Source organism: Pontibacillus sp. HMF3514 (assembly GCF_009858175.1).
GTDB lineage: Bacteria > Bacillota > Bacilli > Bacillales > BH030062 > Pontibacillus.
This window is the reverse complement of record NZ_CP047393.1, coordinates 1,873,221-1,897,865: the sequence shown is the minus strand read 5'-3', so window position 1 is coordinate 1,897,865 and position 24,645 is coordinate 1,873,221. Positions and strand designations below refer to the sequence as shown.

Annotated in this window: 25 protein-coding genes, 1 tRNA gene and 1 pseudogene; 6 read left to right on the top strand and 21 right to left on the bottom strand. The window is 38.4% G+C overall.

Translation table 11 applies throughout. The features are described 5' to 3' along the window. Nucleotides 1–60: 60 nt before the first annotated feature. On the bottom strand, nt 61–2,775 hold the full coding sequence (gene acnA, locus GS400_RS09785) for an aconitate hydratase AcnA (protein WP_160101279.1): 2,715 nt from the start codon (nt 2,773–2,775) through the stop codon (nt 61–63). A gap of 209 nt (nt 2,776–2,984) precedes the next feature. Between acnA and sspO the strand changes: the two genes are divergently transcribed. Continuing rightward, the gene (gene sspO, locus GS400_RS09780; protein ID WP_160101277.1) at nt 2,985–3,137 is read left to right on the top strand and encodes a small acid-soluble spore protein SspO; all 153 of its coding nucleotides are present in this window, start codon (nt 2,985–2,987) and stop codon (nt 3,135–3,137) included. A gap of 44 nt (nt 3,138–3,181) precedes the next feature. Here the strand turns inward: sspO and GS400_RS09775 are convergent, their stop codons facing one another. Then, nucleotides 3,182–3,442: a hypothetical protein gene (locus GS400_RS09775; RefSeq protein ID WP_160101275.1), complete on the bottom strand. Its 261-nt coding sequence runs from the start codon at nt 3,440–3,442 to the stop codon at nt 3,182–3,184. Nucleotides 3,443–3,559: 117 nt separating this feature from the next. Between GS400_RS09775 and GS400_RS09770 the strand changes: the two genes are divergently transcribed. Next, nucleotides 3,560–3,712, top strand: a complete 153-nt coding sequence (locus GS400_RS09770; protein WP_027447310.1) for a small acid-soluble spore protein P — start codon at nt 3,560–3,562, stop codon at nt 3,710–3,712. On the opposite strand, the gene selA is transcribed toward GS400_RS09770, so the two are convergent. Together selA and GS400_RS09760 are read right to left on the bottom strand one after the other, a co-directional pair. Next, nucleotides 3,698–5,104: an L-seryl-tRNA(Sec) selenium transferase gene (gene selA, locus GS400_RS09765; RefSeq protein WP_160101273.1), complete on the bottom strand. Its 1,407-nt coding sequence runs from the start codon at nt 5,102–5,104 to the stop codon at nt 3,698–3,700. The genes GS400_RS09770 and selA overlap by 15 nt on opposite strands. Before the next feature lie 76 nt (nt 5,105–5,180). Further along, nucleotides 5,181–5,363: pseudogene (locus GS400_RS09760) on the bottom strand (Rdx family protein); the annotation flags it as partial. A gap of 178 nt (nt 5,364–5,541) precedes the next feature. Here GS400_RS09760 and selD point away from each other — a divergent pair. Then, the gene (gene selD, locus GS400_RS09755) at nt 5,542–6,594 is read left to right on the top strand and encodes a selenide, water dikinase SelD (RefSeq protein ID WP_160101269.1); all 1,053 of its coding nucleotides are present in this window, start codon (nt 5,542–5,544) and stop codon (nt 6,592–6,594) included. A 47-nt stretch (nt 6,595–6,641) separates the two neighbouring features. Here selD and selB read toward each other — a convergent pair whose 3' ends face one another. The 3 genes from selB to GS400_RS09740 all read right to left on the bottom strand — a co-directional run bounded on the left by selB (nt 6,642) and on the right by GS400_RS09740 (nt 10,168). Then, nucleotides 6,642–8,525 carry a selenocysteine-specific translation elongation factor gene (gene selB, locus GS400_RS09750; protein ID WP_160101267.1) on the bottom strand — a complete coding sequence of 628 codons (1,884 nt, stop codon included), beginning with the start codon at nt 8,523–8,525 and terminating at the stop codon, nt 6,642–6,644. 18 nt (nt 8,526–8,543) lie between these two features. Then, entirely contained in the window at nt 8,544–8,909 is a 366-nt protein-coding gene (locus GS400_RS09745) for a hypothetical protein (protein ID WP_160101265.1), read from the bottom strand. Nucleotides 8,910–9,034: 125 nt separating this feature from the next. Continuing rightward, the gene (locus tag GS400_RS09740) at nt 9,035–10,168 is read right to left on the bottom strand and encodes an ATP-binding protein (RefSeq protein ID WP_236561213.1); all 1,134 of its coding nucleotides are present in this window, start codon (nt 10,166–10,168) and stop codon (nt 9,035–9,037) included. A gap of 180 nt (nt 10,169–10,348) precedes the next feature. On the opposite strand from GS400_RS09740, the gene GS400_RS09735 reads away from it, so the two are divergent. Both GS400_RS09735 and GS400_RS09730 read left to right on the top strand, forming a co-directional pair. Beyond that, a tRNA-Sec gene (locus GS400_RS09735) sits at nt 10,349–10,445 on the top strand. 68 nt (nt 10,446–10,513) lie between these two features. Continuing rightward, entirely contained in the window at nt 10,514–10,942 is a 429-nt protein-coding gene (locus GS400_RS09730) for a DUF2621 domain-containing protein (protein WP_160101263.1), read from the top strand. A gap of 238 nt (nt 10,943–11,180) precedes the next feature. Here GS400_RS09730 and GS400_RS09725 read toward each other — a convergent pair whose 3' ends face one another. The 9 genes from GS400_RS09725 to GS400_RS09685 form a co-directional block, all read right to left on the bottom strand. After that, nucleotides 11,181–11,678, bottom strand: coding sequence for a CcdC family protein (locus GS400_RS09725; protein WP_160101261.1), 498 nt, complete (start codon nt 11,676–11,678; stop codon nt 11,181–11,183). 42 nt (nt 11,679–11,720) lie between these two features. Then, complete coding sequence (locus tag GS400_RS09720) at nt 11,721–12,080, bottom strand: response regulator (RefSeq protein ID WP_160101259.1); 360 nt, start codon at nt 12,078–12,080, stop codon at nt 11,721–11,723. 35 nt (nt 12,081–12,115) lie between these two features. Then, nucleotides 12,116–12,541: a Na(+)/H(+) antiporter subunit B gene (locus GS400_RS09715; protein WP_160101257.1), complete on the bottom strand. Its 426-nt coding sequence runs from the start codon at nt 12,539–12,541 to the stop codon at nt 12,116–12,118. 66 nt (nt 12,542–12,607) lie between these two features. Next, entirely contained in the window at nt 12,608–13,312 is a 705-nt protein-coding gene (locus tag GS400_RS09710) for a cytochrome c biogenesis CcdA family protein (RefSeq protein ID WP_160101255.1), read from the bottom strand. A gap of 212 nt (nt 13,313–13,524) precedes the next feature. Then, nucleotides 13,525–13,749, bottom strand: a complete 225-nt coding sequence (locus GS400_RS09705; RefSeq protein WP_160101253.1) for a YneF family protein — start codon at nt 13,747–13,749, stop codon at nt 13,525–13,527. 72 nt (nt 13,750–13,821) lie between these two features. Next, entirely contained in the window at nt 13,822–14,259 is a 438-nt protein-coding gene (gene sirA / locus GS400_RS09700) for a sporulation inhibitor of replication protein SirA (RefSeq protein WP_160101251.1), read from the bottom strand. A gap of 145 nt (nt 14,260–14,404) precedes the next feature. After that, complete coding sequence (gene tkt / locus GS400_RS09695; RefSeq protein WP_160101249.1) at nt 14,405–16,399, bottom strand: transketolase; 1,995 nt, start codon at nt 16,397–16,399, stop codon at nt 14,405–14,407. A gap of 962 nt (nt 16,400–17,361) precedes the next feature. Continuing rightward, a complete protein-coding gene (locus GS400_RS09690) occupies nt 17,362–17,595 on the bottom strand; it encodes a DUF896 domain-containing protein (protein ID WP_160101247.1) in 234 nt (77 codons plus the stop codon). 88 nt (nt 17,596–17,683) lie between these two features. Beyond that, complete coding sequence (locus GS400_RS09685; protein ID WP_160101245.1) at nt 17,684–18,334, bottom strand: YneB family resolvase-like protein; 651 nt, start codon at nt 18,332–18,334, stop codon at nt 17,684–17,686. 322 nt (nt 18,335–18,656) lie between these two features. Here GS400_RS09685 and lexA point away from each other — a divergent pair, with 322 nt between their 5' ends. Next, a complete protein-coding gene (gene lexA, locus GS400_RS09680) occupies nt 18,657–19,286 on the top strand; it encodes a transcriptional repressor LexA (RefSeq protein ID WP_160101243.1) in 630 nt (209 codons plus the stop codon). Between the two features lie 60 nt (nt 19,287–19,346). On the opposite strand, the gene nagZ is transcribed toward lexA, so the two are convergent. The 5 genes from nagZ to GS400_RS09655 form a co-directional block, all read right to left on the bottom strand. Beyond that, on the bottom strand, nt 19,347–20,651 hold the full coding sequence (gene nagZ / locus GS400_RS09675; protein WP_160101241.1) for a beta-N-acetylhexosaminidase: 1,305 nt from the start codon (nt 20,649–20,651) through the stop codon (nt 19,347–19,349). 126 nt (nt 20,652–20,777) lie between these two features. Continuing rightward, nucleotides 20,778–21,164 (bottom strand): hypothetical protein, encoded by a 387-nt coding sequence (locus GS400_RS09670; RefSeq protein ID WP_160101239.1) that lies wholly within the window; start codon nt 21,162–21,164, stop codon nt 20,778–20,780. Between the two features lie 298 nt (nt 21,165–21,462). Continuing rightward, nucleotides 21,463–22,803 (bottom strand): type I glutamate--ammonia ligase, encoded by a 1,341-nt coding sequence (gene glnA, locus GS400_RS09665; protein ID WP_160101237.1) that lies wholly within the window; start codon nt 22,801–22,803, stop codon nt 21,463–21,465. A gap of 34 nt (nt 22,804–22,837) precedes the next feature. Continuing rightward, complete coding sequence (locus GS400_RS09660; protein WP_160101235.1) at nt 22,838–23,242, bottom strand: MerR family transcriptional regulator; 405 nt, start codon at nt 23,240–23,242, stop codon at nt 22,838–22,840. 151 nt (nt 23,243–23,393) lie between these two features. Next, nucleotides 23,394–24,632: a methionine gamma-lyase family protein gene (locus GS400_RS09655; RefSeq protein WP_160101233.1), complete on the bottom strand. Its 1,239-nt coding sequence runs from the start codon at nt 24,630–24,632 to the stop codon at nt 23,394–23,396. Nucleotides 24,633–24,645: the final 13 nt, after the last annotated feature.

The following is a 24,645-nucleotide window of genomic DNA, read 5'->3' as shown; positions in this document are numbered from 1 at the left end:
GTATTTCTAAAATTAAAAATGCAACAGCCTCGTTTAGAGACTGCTGCATAATAATCCTTATTAGTTTGTCGCAAGTTTGTCGCGAAGTACTTTTTGAAGGATTCCGCCGTTACGATAGTAGTCGATCTCAACGTTACTATCGAAGCGTGCGATGACATCAAATTCAGTTTTGTTACCTTCTTCGTCAGTAGCAGTTACCTTAACAAGGTCATGTGGTTTTACATTTTCATCGATATCGATGTTAAATGTTTCTTTACCAGTTAGACCAAGAGAATCTGCACTGTCGGCTTCTTTAAACTGAAGTGGAAGTACGCCCATCATTACAAGGTTAGAACGGTGGATACGCTCAAAGCTCTCTGCAATAACCGTTTTAATACCTAATAGGTCAGTTCCTTTTGCTGCCCAGTCACGGGAGCTTCCCATACCATAGTCTTTACCTGCAACTACAATTAGACCTGTTCCGTCTTGCTTGTATTTCATCGCTGCATCGTAAATCGGCATTACTTCTCCAGTTGGCCAGTATGTTGTATAGCCACCTTCAGTTCCTGGAGCTAATTTGTTACGGATACGGATATTAGCGAATGTACCACGCATCATAACCTCATGGTTACCGCGACGGGAGCCATAAGAGTTAAAGTTACGAGGAGAAACGCCTTTTTCCTGCAAGTATTGACCTGCTGGCATATCCTTTGCAATAGCACCTGCTGGAGAGATGTGGTCTGTTGTTACAGAGTCGCCAAACTTCCCGATCATTTTCAGGTTGTTTAAGCTCTTCACAGCAGATGGATCTTTTGATAAGCCTTCAAAGAATGGTGGGTTTTGAATGTAAGTAGAATTCTCATCCCAGTCATATAGAGGCTGATCCGTTGTATTAATTTCATTCCATTTTTCGTTGGAATCGAAAACATTTTCGTATTCTTTACGGAAGATCTCAGGGTTTACACTGCGATCAATTTCCGTTTTAATTTCATCCATTGTAGGCCAGATGTCATCAAAGAATACATCATTACCATCTTTGTCTTGACCGATTGGTTCATTACGAAGGTCAACATCTACTGAACCAGCTAGTGCATAAGCCACAACAAGCGGTGGTGAAGCAAGGTAGTTCGCTTTCACAAGTGGGTGAATGCGTCCTTCAAAGTTACGGTTACCGGAAAGAACAGAAGAAACTGTTAGATCATTGTCTGCAATTGCCTGTTCAATTTCTTCAGCAAGTGGTCCGGAGTTACCGATACAAGTTGTACAACCATAACCAACTAGGTTAAACCCTAGAGTTTGAAGTGGTTCCATTAAACCGGAATCCTCTAGGTAGCGTGTAACAACTTTAGAACCAGGTGCTAGAGATGTCTTAACATATTCAGGTACTTCTAGACCTTTTTCAACCGCTTTTTTCGCAACTAAGCCTGCACCAAGCATAACATGTGGGTTTGAAGTGTTCGTACAAGATGTGATGGCTGCAATAGCAACAGCACCTGTCTTCATTGTAGACTTCTTACCATTCGGATGCTCAATCGTTACTTCTTTTTCTTTCTCTTTCTCAGAAAGACCGAAGCCTTGGTTTCCTTCAGGCGCAGTTAAGGCTTGATTGAAAGATTCTTGCATTTTAGATAGTGGAATTAAATCCTGTGGACGCTTTGGACCAGATAGGTTTGGTTCAAGCTCAGTAAGATTAATTTCCACTAGATCCGTAAATTGTGGATCTGGTTGATCAGGAGAGTAGAAAAGATCATTCTCTTTACAGTATTGTTCTACTACTTTGATATGCTCTTCGCTACGACCTGTTAAACGTAAGTATTCAAGGGATTCTTCATCTACTGGGAAGAAGCCACAAGTTGCACCGTATTCAGGTGCCATGTTTGAGATTGTAGCACGGTCAGCTAGTGGCATATCTTTCAGCCCAGGACCGAAGAATTCAACAAACTTACCTACAACGTTTTTCTCACGTAGCTTTTGTGTAACTTTTAACGCAAGGTCGGTTGCAGTAGTACCTTGTGGTAAGCTTCCAGTTAGTTTTACACCAATTACTTCTGGAGCTGGGAAGTATGAAGGCTGTCCAAGCATTCCTGCTTCAGCTTCAATTCCACCTACACCCCAACCAAGAATTCCAAGACCATTGATCATAGTCGTGTGGGAATCGGTTCCAACTAGAGTATCTGGGTAAGTATCATATTCACCTTGTTCGTTTTCTTTAGCATGTACAACGTTTGCAATGTACTCTAAGTTAACTTGGTGAACGATTCCAGTTGCAGGCGGTACCGCTTCGTAGTTATCGAAAGCTTTCTTCGCCCAGTTTAGGAATTCATAACGTTCTTTGTTACGTTCAAATTCTAATTCCATATTTACACGTAATGCATCCTGCGTACCGTATTGGTCAACCTGTACAGAGTGGTCAATTACAAGATCAACCGGAACCTCTGGATTGATTTCATCAGGACTTCCACCCATGTCTACCATTGCCTTACGTAAAGACGCAAGATCTACAACTGCTGGTACACCTGTGAAGTCTTGAAGGATAACGCGAGATGGTTTAAATGGAACATCTACGCTTTCAAAATCCTTGCTTCCCCATTTAGCAAGTTTTTCAATATGCTCTTTTTGAATAACCTCTCCATCATACTGACGAAGAACAGATTCAAGTAATACACGAATGGAATATGGAAGACGTGAAATATCTCCATATCCAGCGTTTTCGAGAGCTTTTAGCTGGTAATAGTTGTACGTTTTACCATTCAGTTCAAATTGCTTTTTTGCATTATAAGCATCATTCACTGCCATGTTTGTTTACCCCCTCAATTAAATTTCATGAAAAGCCCTATATAAGACTTCTCCTACCCCAATAATTCGCTTTCTTTATGTACTGAAAGCCAAATCCGCAACTAACATTTTATATGAAAACGATTTATAAGTAAATTATTTCGTGTCAATTTTCTCATAATAAGAGTGAAATACGTAGGTGATCCTACGAAAATATGGAGGTGATCATCATGGGTAACAAACGTAAAGCAAACCACATTAGACCTGGTATGAATGCAGCGAAAGGTCAAGGGCAAGGTGCCGGATACAACGAAGAAACTCCTCAGATCCCTTTAACAGCTGAAGAACGACAAAATAATAAGAAACGCAAAAAAAATCAATAATAAAAAAGTCCTTCCCATTTTTTTGTGAGGAAGGACTCTTTTAATTATTCTTCAAGCTCAGACATAATTTGATTTAATTTTTCTTGGTATTGCTTTAGCTGCTTTTCCTGGTGTTCACTTGCAACACTTAGTGCTTTATCGATTTGTTGATAGGCTTCATTGACCTCTTGTGTCAGGTGACCTAATTCTTTTCCATAGTCCGCTCGATTAATGGCTTCAATACGTTGTTTATTAGCTTTTTCAGCTTGCTCATACCCTTGTTGAGCAGCTTGGAATGCCTGTTGTTTATTTTTATGATGTGGCATTTCTACTCACTCCTTCATGTTGATGCACCTAGTTTATGTAGTGAGTAGAAATCCATGCATTGGCGCGTATAGACCACAACATTCTTTCAAAACCTAGTATTGAAAGGAGGGATTACAATGTCCGGAAAACCAAAAGGACCAAAACAGCAAGAGCGCCCTAACCTTCCTAAAAGCCCTCAACAAGGATATGGAGAAAAATTGAGTGGATCGCATAAAGTGAAAAATCGTAACCATTCACGCCAAAAGAAACACTCTTCACACGATTTGTAATTGTTGGTCAATCGACTTAACAATGTAAACCAATTCTGATTGTTCTTCCTCTGTCAGTGTTCGAAAATCGATGAAAAGCTGTTCATTGTAGTATCGCGTGATCACACTTGGTTCATGCTTCCTAAGCTTTTGTTCAATCTTTTCAGCACTGACAGATTTCTCTGTTAAAGCAACTCCTGCGGAAGGAATAAGTACTTCTGGCATTGTGCCTCCTCCTACTTGAGCTTCAGAATCGATGACACTTAACTTAAAATGTTCTAATTCTCCTACACGTTCAATAAACTGTCGAGCTTGTTCTTGAATATCTCCTTGTGATTTTCTTAAGTCACGAATAACAGGTATCTGATTTTCTTCTCTCTTTGCATATTGTTTAAACGTTCCCTCTAATGCTGCCAATGTCATTTTATCTACACGAAGTACACGAGCTAATTGATGTTTTTTTAAGCGATCAATATATGATTTCTTCCCAGCAATGATACCTGCCTGTGGCCCCCCTAGTAATTTATCACCACTAAAAGAAACTAGGTGAGCTCCCTCATTTAAAATTTTTCGAACGACTGGCTCTTCCCCTATACCTTCTTCATGAAAAGCATGGAGCGCACCACTACCTAAATCTTCATAATACAGCTTCTCATTTTCTTGAGCGAGTTGAACTAACGACTCCCGATCCACTGACTGAGTGAAGCCTAGAATTTTAAAATTACTTGTATGTACTTTCATTAGCATAGCGGTCTCTTCATCAATTGCATTCTCATAATCAAAAAGATGTGTCTTATTCGTGGTACCAACTTCAACTAGTCCTGCCCCACTCTCTTCCATGATCGATGACACGCGAAAACTTCCACCAATCTCAACAAGTTCTCCTCTTGATACAACCACATTTTGATTTTTAGCGAAAGCTGTTAAGATCATGTACACTGCAGCAGCATTATTATTCACAACCATGGCCGCTTCAGCACCCGTTAACTCCATAATCAAGTCTTCAACGATATCGTGCCTTGAACCTCTTGTCCCCTGTTCTAAATTATATTCTAAGTTTGAATAGTGACTTGCGACTTCCACAACTCTTTTCACAGCTTCTTCACTTAATCGTGCACGCCCTAAATTGGTATGTAATATCGTACCGGTAGCATTTATAACACGCTTTAAATTTGGTGTATTCCATTGTTGGATGGTTCTATAAACACGTGAGAGGATCTCTTCTTCTATCCCATTTTCATGTTCAGGCTTCCAATGGCCAGTTAAAATATCATTTCGAAGAGCGTTTGTTTCTTGTTGTAAAAAGGATGTTAGTTGATTGTTATTTACGTAAAATTTTTCTTGTATTTGTCTTACTTTTATATGATTTTGCAACTCATGTATTGGTGGGATATTTCTTAAAAACTTTTGCATGTTTTTCCTCCTTTCTTGATCTGTCTAGTATAAAAAAATGCATACCCTTTTCCGGATATGCATCGGTTACCCTTCGTTAAGTACTCATTTTAGAGAAAAGTTCTTTCTCATTCGGAAATTCACCTGTATCGAGCTTAGAGTAAATCTTCTCTCCATTAACAGTAACCTCAAAAGCCCCTCCGCTACTTGGAACTAAGGTTAATTCTTCAATGTCATGACGGAAATGCGAAAACATGTTTTCTGCGAAACTCGCAGCTTTAGGTGCATAGTTTCACTTCATGCAGAATTCTATGGATACCTTATACGTCATACAACATCCTCCTTATTAACTATATATAATTTATTGTATTGAACATTTCTTCTTTTTGCAAAATAACATACTTCATGTATATAGAAATTTTTTGTACACTAGACTAGAGAGAAGGAGGTGCTGAACCATGACACAAGAAGAAAAAATCCGTCTAACAACATTGTCTACAAAAGCTGGTTGAGGATGCAAATTAGGTCCTGATGACCTGACGCAAGTTTTGCGTCACGTAGAAAATAGTAAACAAGACTCCAATTTATTAGTAGGTCACGACACCTCTGATGATGCTGGTGTATATCGATTAACAGATGAGTTAGCGATGATTCAAACACTTGATTATTTTACACCGATTGTGGATGACCCATACATGTTCGGTCAAATATCAGCGGCAAATGCCCTCAGTGATGTGTATGCTATGGGCGGAGAAGTCAAAACAGCACTAAATATAGTAGGTTACCCAATAAAAAAATTGGGCCCAGAATTGTTAGGACAAATTCTTCAAGGTGCACAGGATAAAGTTCATGAAGCTGGTGGGGTTATTGTCGGTGGACATTCTATCGATGACCAAGAGCCTAAATTCGGTTTATCTGTTACTGGGCTTGTTCACCCTGAACGTATATATACAAATGCAGGTGCACAGACAGGGGATGTACTGGTTTTAACAAAGCCAATAGGCGTTGGCATCCAAACTACCGGAATTAAGCGTGAGAAGCTCACTAAGGGGCAAATCAACGACGTGTCTATTGTTATGTCCGAATTAAACCAAAAAGCATCTGAAGCTCTTCATGACTTTGAGGTTCATGCAGTAACAGACGTAACTGGTTTTGGTTTATTAGGTCACGGTAGTGAAATTGCCCGAGCAAGTGATGTGTCTCTTCATTTTCATTATCAAGATATCCCAGTACTTCCTGGTACTAAGGAACTTGCTAAAGATGGTGTCATCCCCGGTGGATCAAAGAAAAATCACACCTGGTTAAAAGAAGATGTAATCTATGATGACTCTTTAACGGATATCGATCAATTGATTCTTTGTGATGCGATTACTTCAGGAGGTTTACTCGTTTCAATGCCTGAAGAGGAAGCTAAACAATATATTCAAAAGCTAAAAAATGAGGAAATTCGTGAGGCTACGATTATTGGGAAAGTAGTTGAAAAGCAAGACAAGCTTATTTATGTTGATTAATCAAATAATATTAGAAGCCGCTTGGAAATTATCCAAGCGGCTTTCTTTTAGAGCCATTCTCTCTTGTCATTTACTCGTTTTGTTATTGCTTTTTCATCTATTACTTCTAAAAGTGGTATTAAATATTTTCTTGATACGCCCCAGACATCTTTTGCTTCTTTCAAACTGAAAGATTGATTTGTGTTATTTTTTAGGGTCTCGATGGCACGATCCAACACTTTTAAATCTAGCAGGTGCTTGTCATCTAAACGAACGACTATACTTTGCTCTATAAGGAATCCTTCTAGCTCATCATTTATATCTTTTGGAACGCCTTCTTGATTCAAATATTCCTCAAATGGATTCGGCTTCAATCCATCCTGTTTAAGGGAATCAAGCGCATTCTGTATCCTCTTTTCCCACTTTTGCGGTATATGAGGGGTAAAAGAATGAAGCGCTATAAAACGACCATCTTTCTGGATAAGCCGTGCTTGCTCCCATTGTTCTAATAACCTATCAAATAATTTAGAATTAACACCAGCTACATTCATAACATCAGGCTTGTTAGCTCCGTTTCTCATCGGAAATTCCTCATGAAACTGATGAAGATATGTTGTTACATTTGATTCAACCTTTTGCATGATCCGCTTCAGGCTATAATAAGGAGAAAAATAAACAATGTTATCTTCCAACATAGCTTGTAAACATCCTTCTAACTCATCATGCTGCAAACCGGTTTGATCCTTCAATTGCTCTATTGTTAACCAGTGTGCTTCTTCTAGAACATCTTCTATTCTTTCTTCTGGTGTGCCTTCCCGTTTCTTTTCGAGCATGGAGATGGTCTCTTGTCCGAATCTGTACTTTTCTCCGTGAGGATCCAGTATCCACCCTCCACCAATTGTCTCTACAGGACTTGGTCTTCTAATAATAAACCGGTCTCCTCGTTGAGTAACGATCGGTTCTTCCAAACGAATCTGGCATACGATCTCTCCTGGATTATGGATAATCTCGTTACGATCAAAAAATACGATACGCCCCATAACCTCGCTCGTCCCTATGTGTAGTTTAACTTGGCCACGTTGTTTTAGTGAAGAAGATAAGTTTCCAATAAAATGAAGTGTCACATCAATCGTGTTTGTTACTGGATAGGTATCATCTCGGACGAGTACATCTCCCCTTTTAAGCTCATCATTTTCAACTCCACCCAAGTTAATTGCTGTCCGCTGTCCAGCACGAGCTTTTATTACTTCTCTATTATGTACTTGAATTTGTCTGGCTCGACATGCATGCCCTAATGGAAGCACTTTTAATGTTTCTTCCTCTTCTACAGTACCATCATAGACGGTCCCACGAATAACAGTACCTTGTCCTTTTACAGTAAAAACCTGATCAATTGGCAATCTAAATGCTCCACTTTCATTTCTAGGTTGTAAGCTTAGTAAAAACTCTTCGATATGAATTTTAAGCTCATCTAGTCCTTTTTCAGAGATACTATCTACTTGTACGATAGGTGCAGTTGCAAAAGACGTTTTTTGAATGTGGTGATCAATATCATCTTTCACCAATTCCAACATTTCTTCATCTACTCGATCTATTTTGGTTATCACGATAATGGCTTGATGAACTTCTAATAAGTTTAATATGTCCATATGTTCTTTCGTTTGTGGCATCACACCTTCGTCAGCAGCAACTGTAACAAGTACCAAATCAATCCCAGCTACACCAGCAATCATTTGTCGAATAAACTTTTCATGACCAGGTACGTCTACTATCGATACATTTAACGTGCTATTTGGTAGCTTTAAAGGCGCAAACCCTAACTCAATTGATATACTTCGTTCCTTTTCTTCTTTTAGCCGATCTGTATCAATTTTCGTTAAGGCTTTTGTTAATGATGTTTTACCATGATCAATATGCCCTGCCATACCGATTGTAAAGTATTTCTGATCCATAAATGAACGACCTTCCTTCTATCCAGTTGTTCTTTCCTTTAAATAAGAAATAGACTCTTTTAACATGCTTTGATATTGATAGAGATTTTCTATATCTTTTTCAAGAGTAATACCTTTTTCCATCCATTTTAAACAATCTACTAAAAGTTCAGTACCAATACCTCTAGATGTGAGAACTCTATCGGTCCATTGAATGTAATCGAAATAAATCGACTTCATTCCAGCAGAAATGGCTGATTCCAAATGATCTAAATGGTGATACGTGTCTTTTTTGATATGTGCTAGTCTCTCTTCATCATACATCACAGATAACTCAGGATATGTAATCATAAACTGATCAAATACATATTCTACAATCATTTCTCTTTGTTGATAGGATAACATTGGGACCCTCCTTTTTTGTTTCTATGAACATATACCATTTTTCTTGTCATGTAAAAAATCCTACCTTTTCAATAGAGGTAGGATTTCATATATGGTTCTACATCATATAAAACCATTAAAGTGTGCTAATTAGCCTTTGAGACTTCTCTAGGCAATTGGACTCGAAAAACACTGCCTGTTGGTTCGTTATCATAGACATTTAAACCACCTTCATGCTTTTCAAGGATTTGGTTCGTGATCATTAAGCCCAGCCCTGTCCCATTCTTTTTTGTGGTGAAGAATGGCTCTTTAATTTTATCGACAAGGTGCTTTGGAATCCCTGGGCCTTCATCAGCTACATCGACCCACACATTGTCTTCATCAGACTCTACGTCAACTGTTATACGACCACCATCCTCCATAACTTCCACAGCGTTTTTAATTAAGTTAATAAAAACCTGTTTAATTTGAGAACGGTCACAATCGATCACTTCATTTTCCTCATAGTTCAGTACCAGATCAATATTATGTAATTTCGCTTGGGAGCGTAATAAGGTACAAACATCCTGTAACATCGTAATAATAGATTCTTTTCTACGATCATTTGTCATAGGTTTCGAAATAAATAGAAGCTCTGATGTTATGGTTTCGATTTTTTCAATTTCCTCGTTCATAATCGTATAATATTCTTCTTTTCCATCAATTCCAGCTTGTATGAGCTGTAAGAATCCTTTTAAGGACGTTAATGGATTTCGAATTTCATGTGCAATACCTGCTGCTAGTTGCCCTGCAACAGACATTTTTTCAGATCGAATCATCATCTCTTCCGCTTCTTTTTTATCAGATATATCCCGAGTAATCGCCAAAATAACATCATTTTTTGTATTTGGGTCTTCTACATGAGAAGCAATTGTCTCTACCCAAATGTACTTTCCGCTTTTTTGTCTTATCTGCAGATCAAAAGTGGTTGCTTTATTATTTTGATTCATAAATGTACTGATTAACTTCTCCCGATCTTGAGGAGAACAAAAATCAATAGATCTCTCTCCAGTAAGATCGTCTGGTTCATATCCGAGAAGTCGTTTGGCGGAAGAAGATGCATAAAGGATGTTTCCTCTTGTGTCACATACACAGATGAAGTCAAACCCGTATTGGTCAATCCAATCATGAAATACACCAGGCATTTCTCCCAGCGTATGGATGGATCCGATATAATCTTCTTGATTTATAGATTCATATTTTAAGTTGCTATTGCTAGGTCGTTTAGATTTATCTTCCATCCTTGCCACCCCCTCACCTATGCAACACATACTAACATTTTATCCCACAAAATTAACTTTCTTCAAGAAAAGGCATCAAAAAATCGTGAAAAAGATTAAAAAACATGTAAAAATGCAGTTTTATTCACCTTTCCTTGTCATTATATGAAAAAGAATTTATAATATTCATGTCGATTCTATGGGGCTGGATGGGGTACTGGTGTCCCCCGCGGTCTTCAAAACCGTTTGAGAGGCGCGTGCCGTCTCTGGTGGGTTCGATTCCCACACAGTCCCGCCATACATAGACCGAAAGAGCATTCTATGCTATTCTAACAGTAATGTTGATATATTGAAAAAGGTGATGTTATGAACACTGCATTTTCCATCTTCATAGTCGGCTGGACACTAATCATGGTCGGACTTTTAGCAATTGGTGGATATTTTATGTTCCGCAAATTTTTAAAGCGCCTTCCTAAAGAAGACGGCAAGTCGATTATTGACTGGGAAGAATATTACATCGAAAAAACGAAGAACATGTGGGGAAAAGAAGAAAAAGCTTTTCTTGAAGAGCTTGTATCACCTGTTCCTGAACTGTTCCGAGATATTGCCCGTCAAAAAATCGCTGGAAAAATTGGAGAGCTTGCTCTAGAAAAAAAGAAAAAAACGATAACACAGGACATTATTATTGAAGGCTACATCATCGCAACACCAAAACGTGACCATAAATTCTTAAAACAGACACTTGATGAAAAAAATATTGATTTAAAGCCTTATCAACCATTATTTGATCAATAAGCACAAAAGCGGATGCGCCCGTTTAGCAACGAAGGGACTGAGCCCGTAGTATGATAAAGGAAACTCTTTGGGAATGAAGCGAATCGATGTTGACTTATCGTACGGAGGCGAGGGAAGTCCATTCGTTGCTGGGCGCTGGAGCTGGATGTTGCCCCGCTCTCATTAAAAAATTATACACAAGGCACAAATTCTGTAACTAGAGAATAAACAAAATCCTACCACCTTGTGGTAGGATTTTTTATTCTTGAGTAGCAAATTCTTTAATGGACTTAGAACTTTTCAAATCTTCTTCTAGCCTTTTAAACTTAATAAGCATAGTAATACGCCAAGAAAGGATCATCCCTAGTGCAAGGAGGAAAAACATCCCGCTTGTTTCGCCAAATGAGACACTTTGTCCTACGATTAGTTTTAAAACAATGCGTAATAGTAATAACCCAATTAAAATGGCTCCAAAGGCCTTGGAAGGCTTTAAATAAATCTGTTTGCCCCGAACCTCAAAATTTGATGTCTTAATTAGTAATATTGAAAAGACTACTCCTACCGACATCGCTTCGAGTACTTGCGACCATGAGACTTGAAAAGGTTCAAAAAGGAACATGAAAGCCCCAGTACTCATAAATAATGGCGGGAGTATAATCTTCTTAACTGAAGCAGGTTTACGAGCAGCACGTAGACGAATGAAGATCATCATCGTCGCCATAATAGCGGCTCCTATCGTACTTACAAGTACCCACATACTATCAACTCTCTTCTTAGAAAAACACTTTATGTAAAGGTGTTATCGAAGTACTCGATCAATCGCTTCAAGCACTCGACTTTCATCGAATGGTTTGACAATAAAGTCCTTCGCACCCATCTCAATGGCTTCTACCACCATTTTTTGCTGCCCCATAGCTGAACACATAATTATGGTTGCAGTTGGATTCTTTTCTAGTATTGCTTTCAATGCTTCTAGTCCATTCATTTCTGGCATCGTAATGTCCATTGTTACGAGATCTGGGAGCAAGTCGTTATACATTCCCACGGCTTGTTCACCATTTTCAGCCTCACCTACTACCTCATGCCCACCATTTGCTAAAATGTTCGAGAGCGTCATTCGCATGAATTTCGCATCATCAACAATCAATATGTTGGCCATAGATTCATCCCCCCCCCTTACTCAACATGAACCGTTTATTGATCATTTGCAATCGTTAATATAATGGTTAATGTGATTCCAACTACTGTCACATATACACCTAAATCAAATAGCATAGCCGTAGCAAGCTCCATCTCACCAAAGATCGGTACATGGTGTAAGTGAGCGAACGTTTGGCTTAAAAACGGTTCTCCGAAAAGGAAGGATCCCGCTCCACTTAAAACAGCAATGAGAAGTCCAACAGGAACGATACTTCGAAAATTAACTGGAATAATCTTCCTGATCGATTCAATGCCGTATGTCATATACATTAAAATGATAGCAGCAGCAGTCATTAGACCACCAATAAACCCTCCACCTGGAGCATTGTGACCTGCTAAAAATAAGTACACGGAAAATGCTAATAAGATAAAGGCAATCAATGTCGTAGTGGTTCGCAGTATAACATCGTTTGTTCTCATTGATTCTACTCCTTTTTCAAGCATACCTTAATCATAATACAAATGACTTACAGAATCCATTATGGATTAAAATCCTGTGAAACCAAAAATGTCTGAAAGCCAAGAAGTCAACTTCGTCATTAAGTCAAAGAATAAGAAAATTCCCATTCCAATCATAACATAGCCGCCTATTTTCACCAATTTGGCGCTGTGACGCTTGATCCAATTTAGTTTTCCAATAAAGAAAGATAAAATTAAAAACGGAACAGAAAATCCTAAGGAATAAGCCATCAAGTAAAGCATTCCACTGTCTGGATTTGTTGCGGCAAGCCCAAACACTGCCGCTAAAATAGGTCCTGTACATGGTGTCCATCCCATTGAAAAAGCCATACCAATAACAAAAGACCCCAAGAACCCTCCAGGACGATTTTTAAATGTTATTTTTCGATCTTTCATTAAGAAATCAAAATTAAAGACCCCTATAATCACAAAACCAAAAAAGATAATTAATATAGCACCTAATTGGCGAATTAAGTCTTTATATTTATAAAATACATCTCCTATTGCAGTAGTAGAGAATCCAAGAAATACAAAAATCGTTGTAAAACCTAAGAGAAATAAAATCGTATGCAATATACTTCTTTTGTTTAGCATTGCATTATCGGATTTTAATTCATTTACACTCATACCCGTTATGTAAGATAAAAACGCTGGGTACAGAGGTAACACACATGGTGATATAAATGATAAAAACCCCGCACCAAATGCAATGAAAATATTAATATCAGACATGGTAACGCCCCTTTATAACATATGTTCACACTATATTCTATTGTAAAGAAAATGAGTAACGATATCTATCTGCTCAAAGCAAATAGTTATGACAACTTTGTGTAGATTATTAACACGTAAACATCTGCTCATAAAGATTTCTCTCTTCCGAATACCTTCAACATAATAAAGCCTTTCTTCTATGGAAGAAAGGCTTTTAGCGTCTCATGACGTTATTTCTGCTGTTGTTGATTGTTCATCGCACGCATCATTTGATTGATTTTCTTCTGAGATGGCTTTTGACCCATCTGCATCATTAGTGTTCGTAACATTTGTTCGTTAATTGGTGGGTTTTTCTTCAGATAGTTCATCATATACTTTCTGGCAATAAAGAAACCAAGTGCTACGCCAGCAAGTAGGGTTAATACAGCGATTACAATAACCCAAGTTATACTCATCGTACAAATTTCCTCCTTCATGTTGTCTCTCAAACATTATAGTAAAACGAAAGAGAGAATACAATAGGATGCTTAAAGAATCACTTCTTTTTTAATTGGAGCAATCCATCCATATTGCTGACAATCCTGATTCATAATGAAGAAGGAATGGTCCACTTTACGTAATGTGTCAAACAACAAACATTCTGCTATATGAAGGTTTTCTGCTTGTATTTCCACTTCTCTATGATCACGTTGTAACAGCTTAACTGCTCGCCCTTTTTCATATATCGTAAAACTCATTTCATCATCATTGAATTGAAGTTCTACAGGCTTTCTTAAATGATTTGTGACATGATGCATAAGCACTTCTAGTGGTATTGGCTGTGCCACATACTGATATTGAAGTGACAGTTGCTCACTCCCTGGGTTGTATTTCCACTCCCGCAAGAAGTGAAACAAGATATTCGTTTTGTGAAAGTAATGGTACGAAAACTCTTCCTTAATCCAATAAAGCGAATAGGTATGCATAGCCTGTCCCTCCTTTAAAGACATTGTAAGCTATGCATATAAAATAATATGTCAAAACACGTCATTTATCACACGAAAGTTTTGTCGAAAAATATTTAGGCTGTCCTGACAACTAGGACAGCCTAAAAAAAATAATTTTATTTAATTATTTTAAAAGGTTTTCGACTTTTTGAACGACATTTTCAACGGTAAACCCGTATTCTTCGATAACTTTGTCACCAGGAGCAGATGCACCAAATGTATCAATACCTAGCACATCTCCGTCCATACCTGTGTAACGCTCCCAACCAAATGGAGAAGCCATTTCAATTGCAAGACGCTTGGTTACACTGCTCGGAAGTACTTCTTCTTTATAGCTCTTATCTTGCTTATCGAAGCGATCCCATGAAGGCATAGATACAACGCTTGTTTCGATGCCTTTTTCACGTAAAGTTTCTTGGGCGCTAACAGCTAATTGTACTTCAGAACCTGAAGCAAGAAGCAATGCGTCCGCTTCCCCTTTATTTGCAGGACTTACAACATAAGCACCTTTTTTCACACCTTCGTAATTTGTACCTTCAAGTGTAGGAAGTCCTTGACGTGTAAGAACAAGTGCTGTTGGAATATCGTCTGACTCTAGAGCTAAACGCCATGCAGCATTTGTTTCATTACCGTCTGCTGGACGAATGACAGAAAGGTTTGGCATTGCACGAAGAGATGGAAGCTGTTCAATCGGTTCGTGTGTTGGACCATCTTCACCTACAGCAACAGAGTCGTGCGTGAATACATAGTTTACTGGAGCTCCCATAAGAGCAGAAAGACGTACAGCTGGACGTAGGTAGTCACTGAATACAAAGAATGTACCGCCATACACTTTCAGGCCACCATGAAGTGCCATACCATTTAGTGCACATGCCATAGCAAATTCACGAACACCAAACCAAATGTTACGACCTGCATAGTTATTGCGAGAGAAATCCTCTTCGCCTTTAACTGTAGTCTTGTTTGAGCCGGCTAGGTCTGCACTTCCACCAAAGAAGCTTGGTACATACTCTGATAGCGCATTAATCATATCTCCTGAAGCTGCGCGTGTAGCTACCTTGTCTTCTCCAGGTGTATAAGTAGGTAGTTGATTTTCCCAACCTTCTGGTAGTTCATTGTTCATTGCTTGTTCTAATTCTTTAGCAAGCTCAGGGTAAGCTTCTTTGTACTGGTTAAATAGATCGTTCCAGTTTGTTTCAGCTTCAGCACCTTTTGTTTGTACTTTTGTTTCAAAGTCTTGATATACATCAGCTGGTACATGGAATGGTTCATGATCCCATTTGTAAGACTCTTTCGTAAGCTTCACTTCATCTTCTCCAAGAGGAGCACCATGAGAAGCAGATTTTCCTGATTTATTAGGAGAACCATGTCCAATTACCGTTTTCACTTCAATTAGTGTTGGCTTGTCTGTAGATTGGCGAGCTTGTTTAAGAGCTTCACGAATAGAATCTACATCTGTACCTTCTTCAACATAAATAACTTCCCACCCGTAAGCTTTGAAGCGATCTTCTACGCTTTCAGAGAAGGAACGGTGTAAGTCACCATCAAGGGAAATATCGTTAGAGTCGTAAAGAACTACTAACTTCCCTAATCCTAGGTGACCTGCAAGAGATGCAGCTTCTTGAGAAACCCCTTCCATAAGGTCGCCATCTCCACAGATAGAGTAAGTGTAATGATCTACGACATTATAGGAGTCGCGGTTGAATTTTGCTGCTAAATGACTTTCTGCCATTGCCATTCCGACTGCCATGGCAATCCCTTGACCTAATGGACCTGTTGTAGCTTCAACGCCATCTGTATGGCCATACTCAGGGTGACCTGGTGTTTTAGATCCCCACTGACGGAATTCCTTTAGGTCGTCCATTGAAACGTTGTAACCAGAAAGGTGTAACAGGCTATATAAAAGCATAGAGCCGTGACCCGCAGAAAGTACAAAACGGTCGCGGTTAAACCATTCAGAGTTTTTTGGATTGTGGTTCATGAACTCAGTCCAAAGGGCATAAGCCATAGGAGCAGCTCCCATTGGCATTCCTGGGTGACCTGAATTCGCTTTCTCAACCGCATCAATAGATAGAGTACGGATTGTGTTAATCGATTGTTGTTCAATTTGCTGTGACATGTATGATCTCCTTTCATTTTTCGAGAACTATGTAACAATTTAATCCTATAATGAAAATCGACAAGTGACAAGCATTAGAGGTAAAGAAGTGTCTAAAATTCTTATTCCTCCCTTTATAGAATGTAAAGAAATGTCTGATTTATGCTTACATATGCGTGATTTACATAGTTTTTTTCACAATTAATCCCATTCTGTATTCAACTTTAAAATCAATTTAAGAATACACAGAATAATTCATAAGAACAGATTATTATTCAGTTATCTGGCAGTTATCTGGAATAAGCTAGTGCAGAGTGGTTCCGTTACTATAGTGCAGTGCGGCGGGCTGTGGAACGGGTTGCTTTCCCCGGCCCCACACGACGTGGGGTCGTTCGATGTTGCTACAGGATGTAGCGCTCTTAGTCGAACTTCCTTGTTTATTTTACAGCTTCCTCGTCACTTCGTTCCTGCGGGATCTCGCTCGCCCTTTCTACCGGAGGAGTCAACCCGTTCCACAGCCCACCTTGGCGTTATTGAGATTAACGTAACCGCAGCTATTGTAAGGTTTTCTTATTTATGATTTGTGGTTAAATCATATATGCATCAAAGTAATCTAAAGCCTTATATGTAAAGGGGTTTAGTATCTAAAATCATTTTTTCCTTAAGCAAGAAATTAAGTGAATTCAGCCATGGGTCCGTTAATCTACATATTAGCAAAGGGGTGAAGGAAACGGCGAACTCCAGTGGTAGAAAGGGCGGCCGAGACCCCGCAGGGAACGAAGTGAGTGAGGAGGCTCGGACGGTCTTCCACAGGAGTATCGCCGTTTCACTGAACCCCTTACTCTCACGAAAGCAACGGACTCCTCTCACTTTATCTCAATTTCAAGTCTTCCAGATAAGGGGGCTTTAGTTGAAGAAGGGACTCGTACTAAGGGGATAAATATTCAAGAAAAAAGCACACGCTCATATACGTGTGCTCTTCTTTAATGCTTGCTATTTCGTTCTTTTTCCTGCTTGAGCTTCTCTGGTGTAACGTCATTGCCTTCAGGGTCCACAATTTTCGTGGATTTAAGCTGGTTCTTAAAGGACTGACGTACGTTTTTAAGATATTCTGTTCGAAGCTTTTTTTGTTCTTTTTGTTCAGTTAAGGTTAATCCTTCTTGTTTGGATTTATTCGCTAATTCATTTATACGATTAAGCTTGTCTTGTGAAATCATACAAGATTCTCCTTTACTTGTAAGCTAACTAAAAATTGAAAAAGACAAGCACCTATTAGGGACTTGTCTTTTATATATATTAACGTTTTTATTGGTCTTTTTCAAGTGAAGTGTACTCTTTGTACCGTCTGTGAACCGTCGCTCGAGAAACGTTGAATCCCATCCCTCTTAAAGTAGCTGCAATCTCATCAAATGTAAGATTATTGCGTCTCAAACGTACAACTTCTTCTATCGGAAATTCAATTCGTTCACGACCAGGAGATAAGTGTTGATTGCTTAAATTTTCTCCAGGATTGAACCCACTGTCAATGGCACGTTTCATACCACGCTTGATTTTTAAGTTATGTATTTTGCGCTGGTATTCTTCAACAATCCCCACAATCTGAAGCACCATTGAGTCAGATTCAGATAATTGAAGTTGCCCTTGATGGGAAATGGAATACACAGGTATCTGTAATTTATTTAATTGATGAAATAGGGCAATCTTCGTATTCCCCCGCCCTAGTCTTGTTTCATCCTGAATAAACAATGTATCGGCTTCTCCGCTTGAAAAATAATCAAACATCTCGAAGATGCCTTCACGATCCACGTCATATCCACTCGCTTGTTCTTGTATAACATGGACAATTTCTGTCTCATTTTGAAGCGCCAAGTCCTCTAATTCAATTCGTTGACGTTTTAAGGAAGTTTCTTGCTGTTCTTTTTCTGTGCTGACACGACAATAGATGATGGCTTTCATAGTTGCTCCTTTTTCTTTCTATCATATGAGATTTTGATTTAGGACGTAAAGTATTATCCACTCGTTACCATAGCAAAATACATGAATACTAGACTACCAGTAAAGATAAGAAAATAGGCTACGTCTAATTTTGATAGGTTAAAAAGTTTTTGAAACATCGTTATCGCCTCCAGAAAATATAAGAACTTTCGTTCGGTTTCTAAGTCTTATTATATACGAACATTCGTTCTTGTCAAGGATTTTTGCGAACGAATGTTTGTATCTTGTTACCAGCCATGATATAATGACGGTAATAAAAGGATATGTACGAGGTGTAAACAATATGACAAAACTATCAAAAAGGCAGGAAGCGATTTTAGACTTCATCAAAGGTCGTGTATTAGAGAAAGGTTATCCACCTTCCGTAAGAGATATTGGAGAGGCAGTAGGGCTTGCATCAAGCTCAACGGTCCATGGACATCTAGCTCGACTAGAGAAAAAAGGTTATATCCGTAGAGACCCAACTAAACCAAGAGCTATTGAAGTACTAGAATTAGAGGATAACGATGCTGTTACGATCCCTAAAGGTGAAGCATCATATGCGCCAGTAATCGGTAAAGTAACTGCTGGTGTTCCAATCACAGCAATTGAAAACATTGAAGAATATGTTCCTCTACCAGACACACTTGCTACACCAGACAATGAGACCTTTGTGCTTGTTGTACAAGGCGAAAGTATGATTGAAGCAGGTATCCTAGACGGGGATATGGTCATTGTTCGAAAACAACCAACTGCTCAAAATGGAGATATTGTAGTAGCAATGACAGAAGATGAAGAGGCTACAGTTAAACGTTTCTTTAAAGAATCCACGCATATTCGTTTGCAACCTGAGAATGCGACAATGGATCCGATTCTAGTTCAAAATGTTAGTGTTTTAGGTAAAGTAGTAGGATTGTATCGACATATTCATTAAAGACGTAAAAACAGCTATCTATCCTTACAGTGGATAGATAGCTGTTTCTTTTACTAGCACCTATTTTATTTGATCTATAACTTTTCTTATTTTTTGATTTAGAGATGAAACATCAACCTCTTGAGGGGGGTCATGAGATAATTTGTATTTTTTCTTTAATTTCAATATTCTTTTCACACTTTTATCTATGCTTTCTTCAGAGATAGTTCCTTGTTTTACGGCTTGTTTTAGTGCTTTCTTAACACGGTCATAATTTCCGTTACCTGAGCTTGTCAACATAAACATATCCGTTCCAGCTCTGATCGATAAAACGGCCGCTTCTTCCATCCCATAATTTTGTGTGATGGCCCCCATGGACATGTCATCTGTTATAACAACACCCTCAAAACCCATGTCATTACGCAATACATCTGAAATGATTCTTTTTGATAATGTAGCTGGATACTTTTGGTCAATTGCTGAATAAAGAATATGAGCCACCATAACCATATCAGCACCTTGATCAATTGCCTTTTTAAATGGAATAAGCTCTTCTTGTTTGATCTCTACGATGGATTTATCTACTTTGGGTAAACTTATATGAGAATCTTTTGTCGTATTTCCATGACCAGGGAAGTGTTTCACAACAGGAATAACACCTTCGGATTGTATTCCTTTCATAGTTGCTATCCCTAATTCTGAAACTCTTTCTGATGTTGATCCGAAAGAGCGATCGCCTATGACTCTATTTTGAGGATTATTATGAATATCTAGTACAGGGGCAAAATCAACATTAAACCCAAATGCTTGAACCTTTTGAGCTAAAAGTTCACCAATACGATGGGATAATGAAGCATTTGCATATTTACCTATATATTGATTAGAAGGAAAATTAGCTATAGCATCAGGAATGCGACTAACTCTTCCACCTTCTTCATCCACTCCGAGCATCAAAGGAGTATGACTATCTTGATTAGCTTCTTTTATACTTTTTATGAAATGAAGTAATTGCTTGGTATTTTGAATATTTCCACCTAAAAGAATAACTCCCCCAACTCGTTCTGTTCGAATGAGCTCAGCTTCCTGTTTTTTTAAAGACGTTCCCTTGACCCCTATGAACATCATTTGGGCAATTTTTTCGTCTATATTCATATTGTCTACGATCTTTTGACTAGGATCTTTCTTTTTAGATGTTTGTTTTTTTACAGATGAGTTCGATTCATGATTTGAATGTTCTTCGTTCGTTTTTTCATGTTCACTTGTTTGATCCTTTTCTAGTTGTTTATCTTCTTTTTGCTCTGATATATTTTTCTCTGAAGATGCACAACCTGTTAGGACTAAAAGCAACAGTCCTATGCTAGATAGCATAAACAAGAGCAGCTTCATTCTTTTCCTCCTCTGATGTTTTCTACTATGCATGAAAATAAGAGCCTCTTCCATTCTATCTACCCATCTTGTATGGTGACTACTCATTCTAATGAAAAAGCCTCTTGAAAGGAGAGCGAAATATCATTATTCATACGGTGAAAAACCTGGTCGACCTTTCTCTCTATGGATTTGCTTATCTAATCGCCTCATATAAGTTAAATGTAATTCGGATAATTCATTTTTAATCTGAAGTTGAGAAATGATCTCGCCAATACCTACAAATAATGAGCCACTTGCAACGCTTCCTATAAGACAGATGATAAAAGTTATAAATACGGACCCAAAACCCTCAGTGCTAACTACTAAAACGGAGAATGGGATTGAAAATAATACACCAGCTCCGATTAAAATCCATCCCAAAAGATTCATGAAATTTGCTGTATTATGATCAGCTAAATCATAATGTATATGACTATCTTCAATTTTGATGTTTTTTAAAAACCTTTTCACTTTGGTACTGTAATTTGGCATTTAAATTCCTCCTTTAAGCATATATTTTCTCTACAGCAAATACATTTCCTTCCTTTAAAAAATCAATATGATAAAATAAGTCTTTCTTGATGTAAGTACGTATTTAAAATATAAAGTTTCATAAGTGTGAGGTGAGATGTATGTGGATGAGGATCTTTCACAAAGGGAATAGAACTACAAAAATCACATTATTACTTGCAAGTGTCACCTTACTGATAGGTGGCATAATCAAATGGGTACTTTAACCCCCCAATAATAAACCCCCGATACTTTACGCATCGAGGGTTTATTATTGGGTTTAATAGGTTGATAGATACTGCTCTCGCTCCCAAGGATGAACTTGAGTACGGAACATATCCCATTCAATTTCTTTTGCTTCAATAAAGTGTTCGAAAAGGTGTTCGCCTAATGCATTCACCATTATTTCATCTTTCTTCAATAGCTCTAATGCATCAGATAACGTTGCCGGTAGATCCTGTACACCGTGTTTTTCACGTTCCTCTTTATCCATCACATAGATATTACGGTCTACTGGAGTTGGAGCTTCTAAGTTATTTTCGATTCCATCAAGACCTGCTGCTAATAGAACAGTCATGGCTAAGTATGGGTTCGCTGCTGGGTCTACGGAACGTACTTCAATACGAGTGCTCAAGCCTCGAGAAGCTGGAATACGTATTAATGGGCTACGGTTTTGTCCCGACCATGCTACGTAACAAGGAGCTTCGTAACCTGGAACAAGACGCTTATAAGAGTTTACCGTCGGGTTCGTAACAGCTGTGAAGTTCGTTGCGTGCTTCACTACACCAGCGATAAACTGATATGCTGTTTTACTGAGTTCCTGTTCGCCTTTCTTATCGTAGAACGAATTTTCTTTGCCTTTGAATAAGGACATGTTACAGTGCATTCCTGATCCGTTTACACCAAATAGTGGTTTTGGCATGAAGGTAGCGTGCAAGCCGTGTTTACGGGCGATTGTTTTAACAACAAGTTTGAAGGTTTGAATATCGTCAGCATGTTTTACTGCATCTGCATATTTAAAGTCTATTTCGTGCTGGCCTGGAGCCACTTCGTGGTGAGATGCTTCAATTTCAAAGCCCATTTCTTCTAATTCTAAAACGATGTCGCGACGGCAGTTTTCACCTAAGTCAGTTGGTGCAAGGTCAAAATAACCACCTTTATCGTTCAATTCCATCGTTGGTTCGCCTTTTTCATCTAACTTAAATAGGAAGAATTCTGGCTCAGTACCTAGATTAAATGCTGAAAATCCTAGCTCCTCCATCTTCTTAAGGTTACGTTTTAAGTTATAACGCGGGCAGCCCTCAAATGGTGTACCATCTGGATTGCAGATGTCACAGATGAATCGTGCCACTTTCCCTTTTTCAGAAGTCCAAGGGAATACAACAAATGTATCGATATCTGGATGTAGTAACATATCTGATTCTTCAATACGCACAAATCCTTCGATGGAAGATCCATCAAACATCATTTCATTGTCTAAGGCTTTATCCAATTGACTTACTGGAATCTCTACATTTTTGATCGTTCCTAAGAGGTCTGTGAATTGTAGTCGGATGAATTTTACGTTTTCTTCCTCAATCTTTTTCCAAATCTCTTTTCTAGTCAAATTGTTCGCACTCATAATCGTAGGTTCCTCCTAAAAATTTTCTTTTTATTTAATGGAAGAATCGAGATAATTCTCCCTGACGCAACGATGATTTACCCATTCGATTTCCTTGGAACAGTTCATTTTTAAGCATTTTTCGTAATTCCTTTTCAGATAAATCTTTTTGGGCTTCTTGAATTTCTTCTTTACTGTGTTCTTGGGTATCTTCTTCGTCTTGCATACTTAATACTTGTTTAATCCCTGCCAAGTTGATTCCTTTTTCAATAAGGGATTTTATTTCTAATAATCGATCGACATCATTAAATGAAAACAATCGACGATTCCCATCGGTACGAGCTGGTTTAACCAATTCATGTTGTTCGTAATATCGAATCTGTCGAGCTGATAAATCAGTCAGTGATATGACGATGCTTATTGGGAACAAAGGCATAGATCTTCTGTATTCATCATTCATAGTTTACTGCCCTCCTCACGTGACGTTTATCTATACTAAGTATATGCGAACGTATGTAAAAGTGTCAACGTGTGTGAGGATTTCTTACACAAAAAGGTGAACGCCCACACGAGCGTTCACCTTTTAAGCTGTTACCCTTACTTATAATCTTTTAAACTTCTTTTAAGAGATTTTTTACTGCTGATTTGATGGCAATTTTCACATGAGCATATGTTAATCCACCTTGTACAAACGCTGTGTAAGGTGGTCTAATTGGCCCATCAGCTGTTAACTCAAGACTTGCTCCCTGTACAAATGTCCCTGCTGCCATGATCACATCATGTTCATATCCAGGCATATAACTAGGGTGTGGTGTTACATGTGAGTTAATTGGGGATGATTTTTGTATTTGCTGACAAAACGCAACCATTTGTTGGGATGTGTCAAACGTTACAGATTGAATAAGGTCAGTTCGCATAACATCATATCTAGGACTCGTATTAAAGCCTAACTTTTCTAACAAACGTGATGTGAAAACTGCGCCTTTCATGGCTTCACCAACAACATGAGGAGCTAAAAATAATCCTTGATACATATCTTGAAGACTGCTGACACTCGCTCCTGTTTCTTTGCCGAGTCCTGGAGCCGTCAGACGGTTACCACATTGCTCGACCAAATCTTTTCGTCCTGCAATATAACCACCTGTTCTGGCAAGTCCACCACCAGGATTTTTAATCAAAGATCCCGCAATAAGATCAGCTCCAACTTCTATCGGTTCTCGATCTTCAGCAAATTCTCCATAACAATTATCAACGAAAACAACCACATTTGGGTTAATCTCTTTTACAAATCGAATCATTTCCTCAATTTCAGAGATACTGAATGACGGGCGATCTGCGTATCCTTTTGAGCGTTGAATTCCAATCACTTTTGTTTTAGAAGTCATGGAAGCACTAACTCTATCAAAATCAATCGCACCATCTTCAGTTAAATCTATGTGATTGTAATCAATTAAAAAATCCTTTAATGATCCATTGTTTTCCCCACGGACACCTACGATCTCTTCAAGCGTGTCATAAGGACGTCCAGTAATATATAAAAGTTCATCATAAGGACGTAGTGTTGCAAATAAAGCAATCGTAATCGCATGCGTACCTGAAACGATATGTGGTCGAACTAATGCATCCTCACCTTTAAAGACATCTGCATAAACTTCTTCAAGTTTATCTCGCCCCATGTCATCATAACCATAGCCTGTTGTTGGGTTGAAATGAGCATCACTTACCTGGTGATTTTGAAAAGCTTTTAGAACACGCTCTTGATTGTGTTCCACAAGTTCATGGATGTTTCCATGGATTTCTTTTATATCTTTTTCTGTCTCTCTTGCTAATACTTCGATATCCTTGTTCATTCTCGGTGTTTCC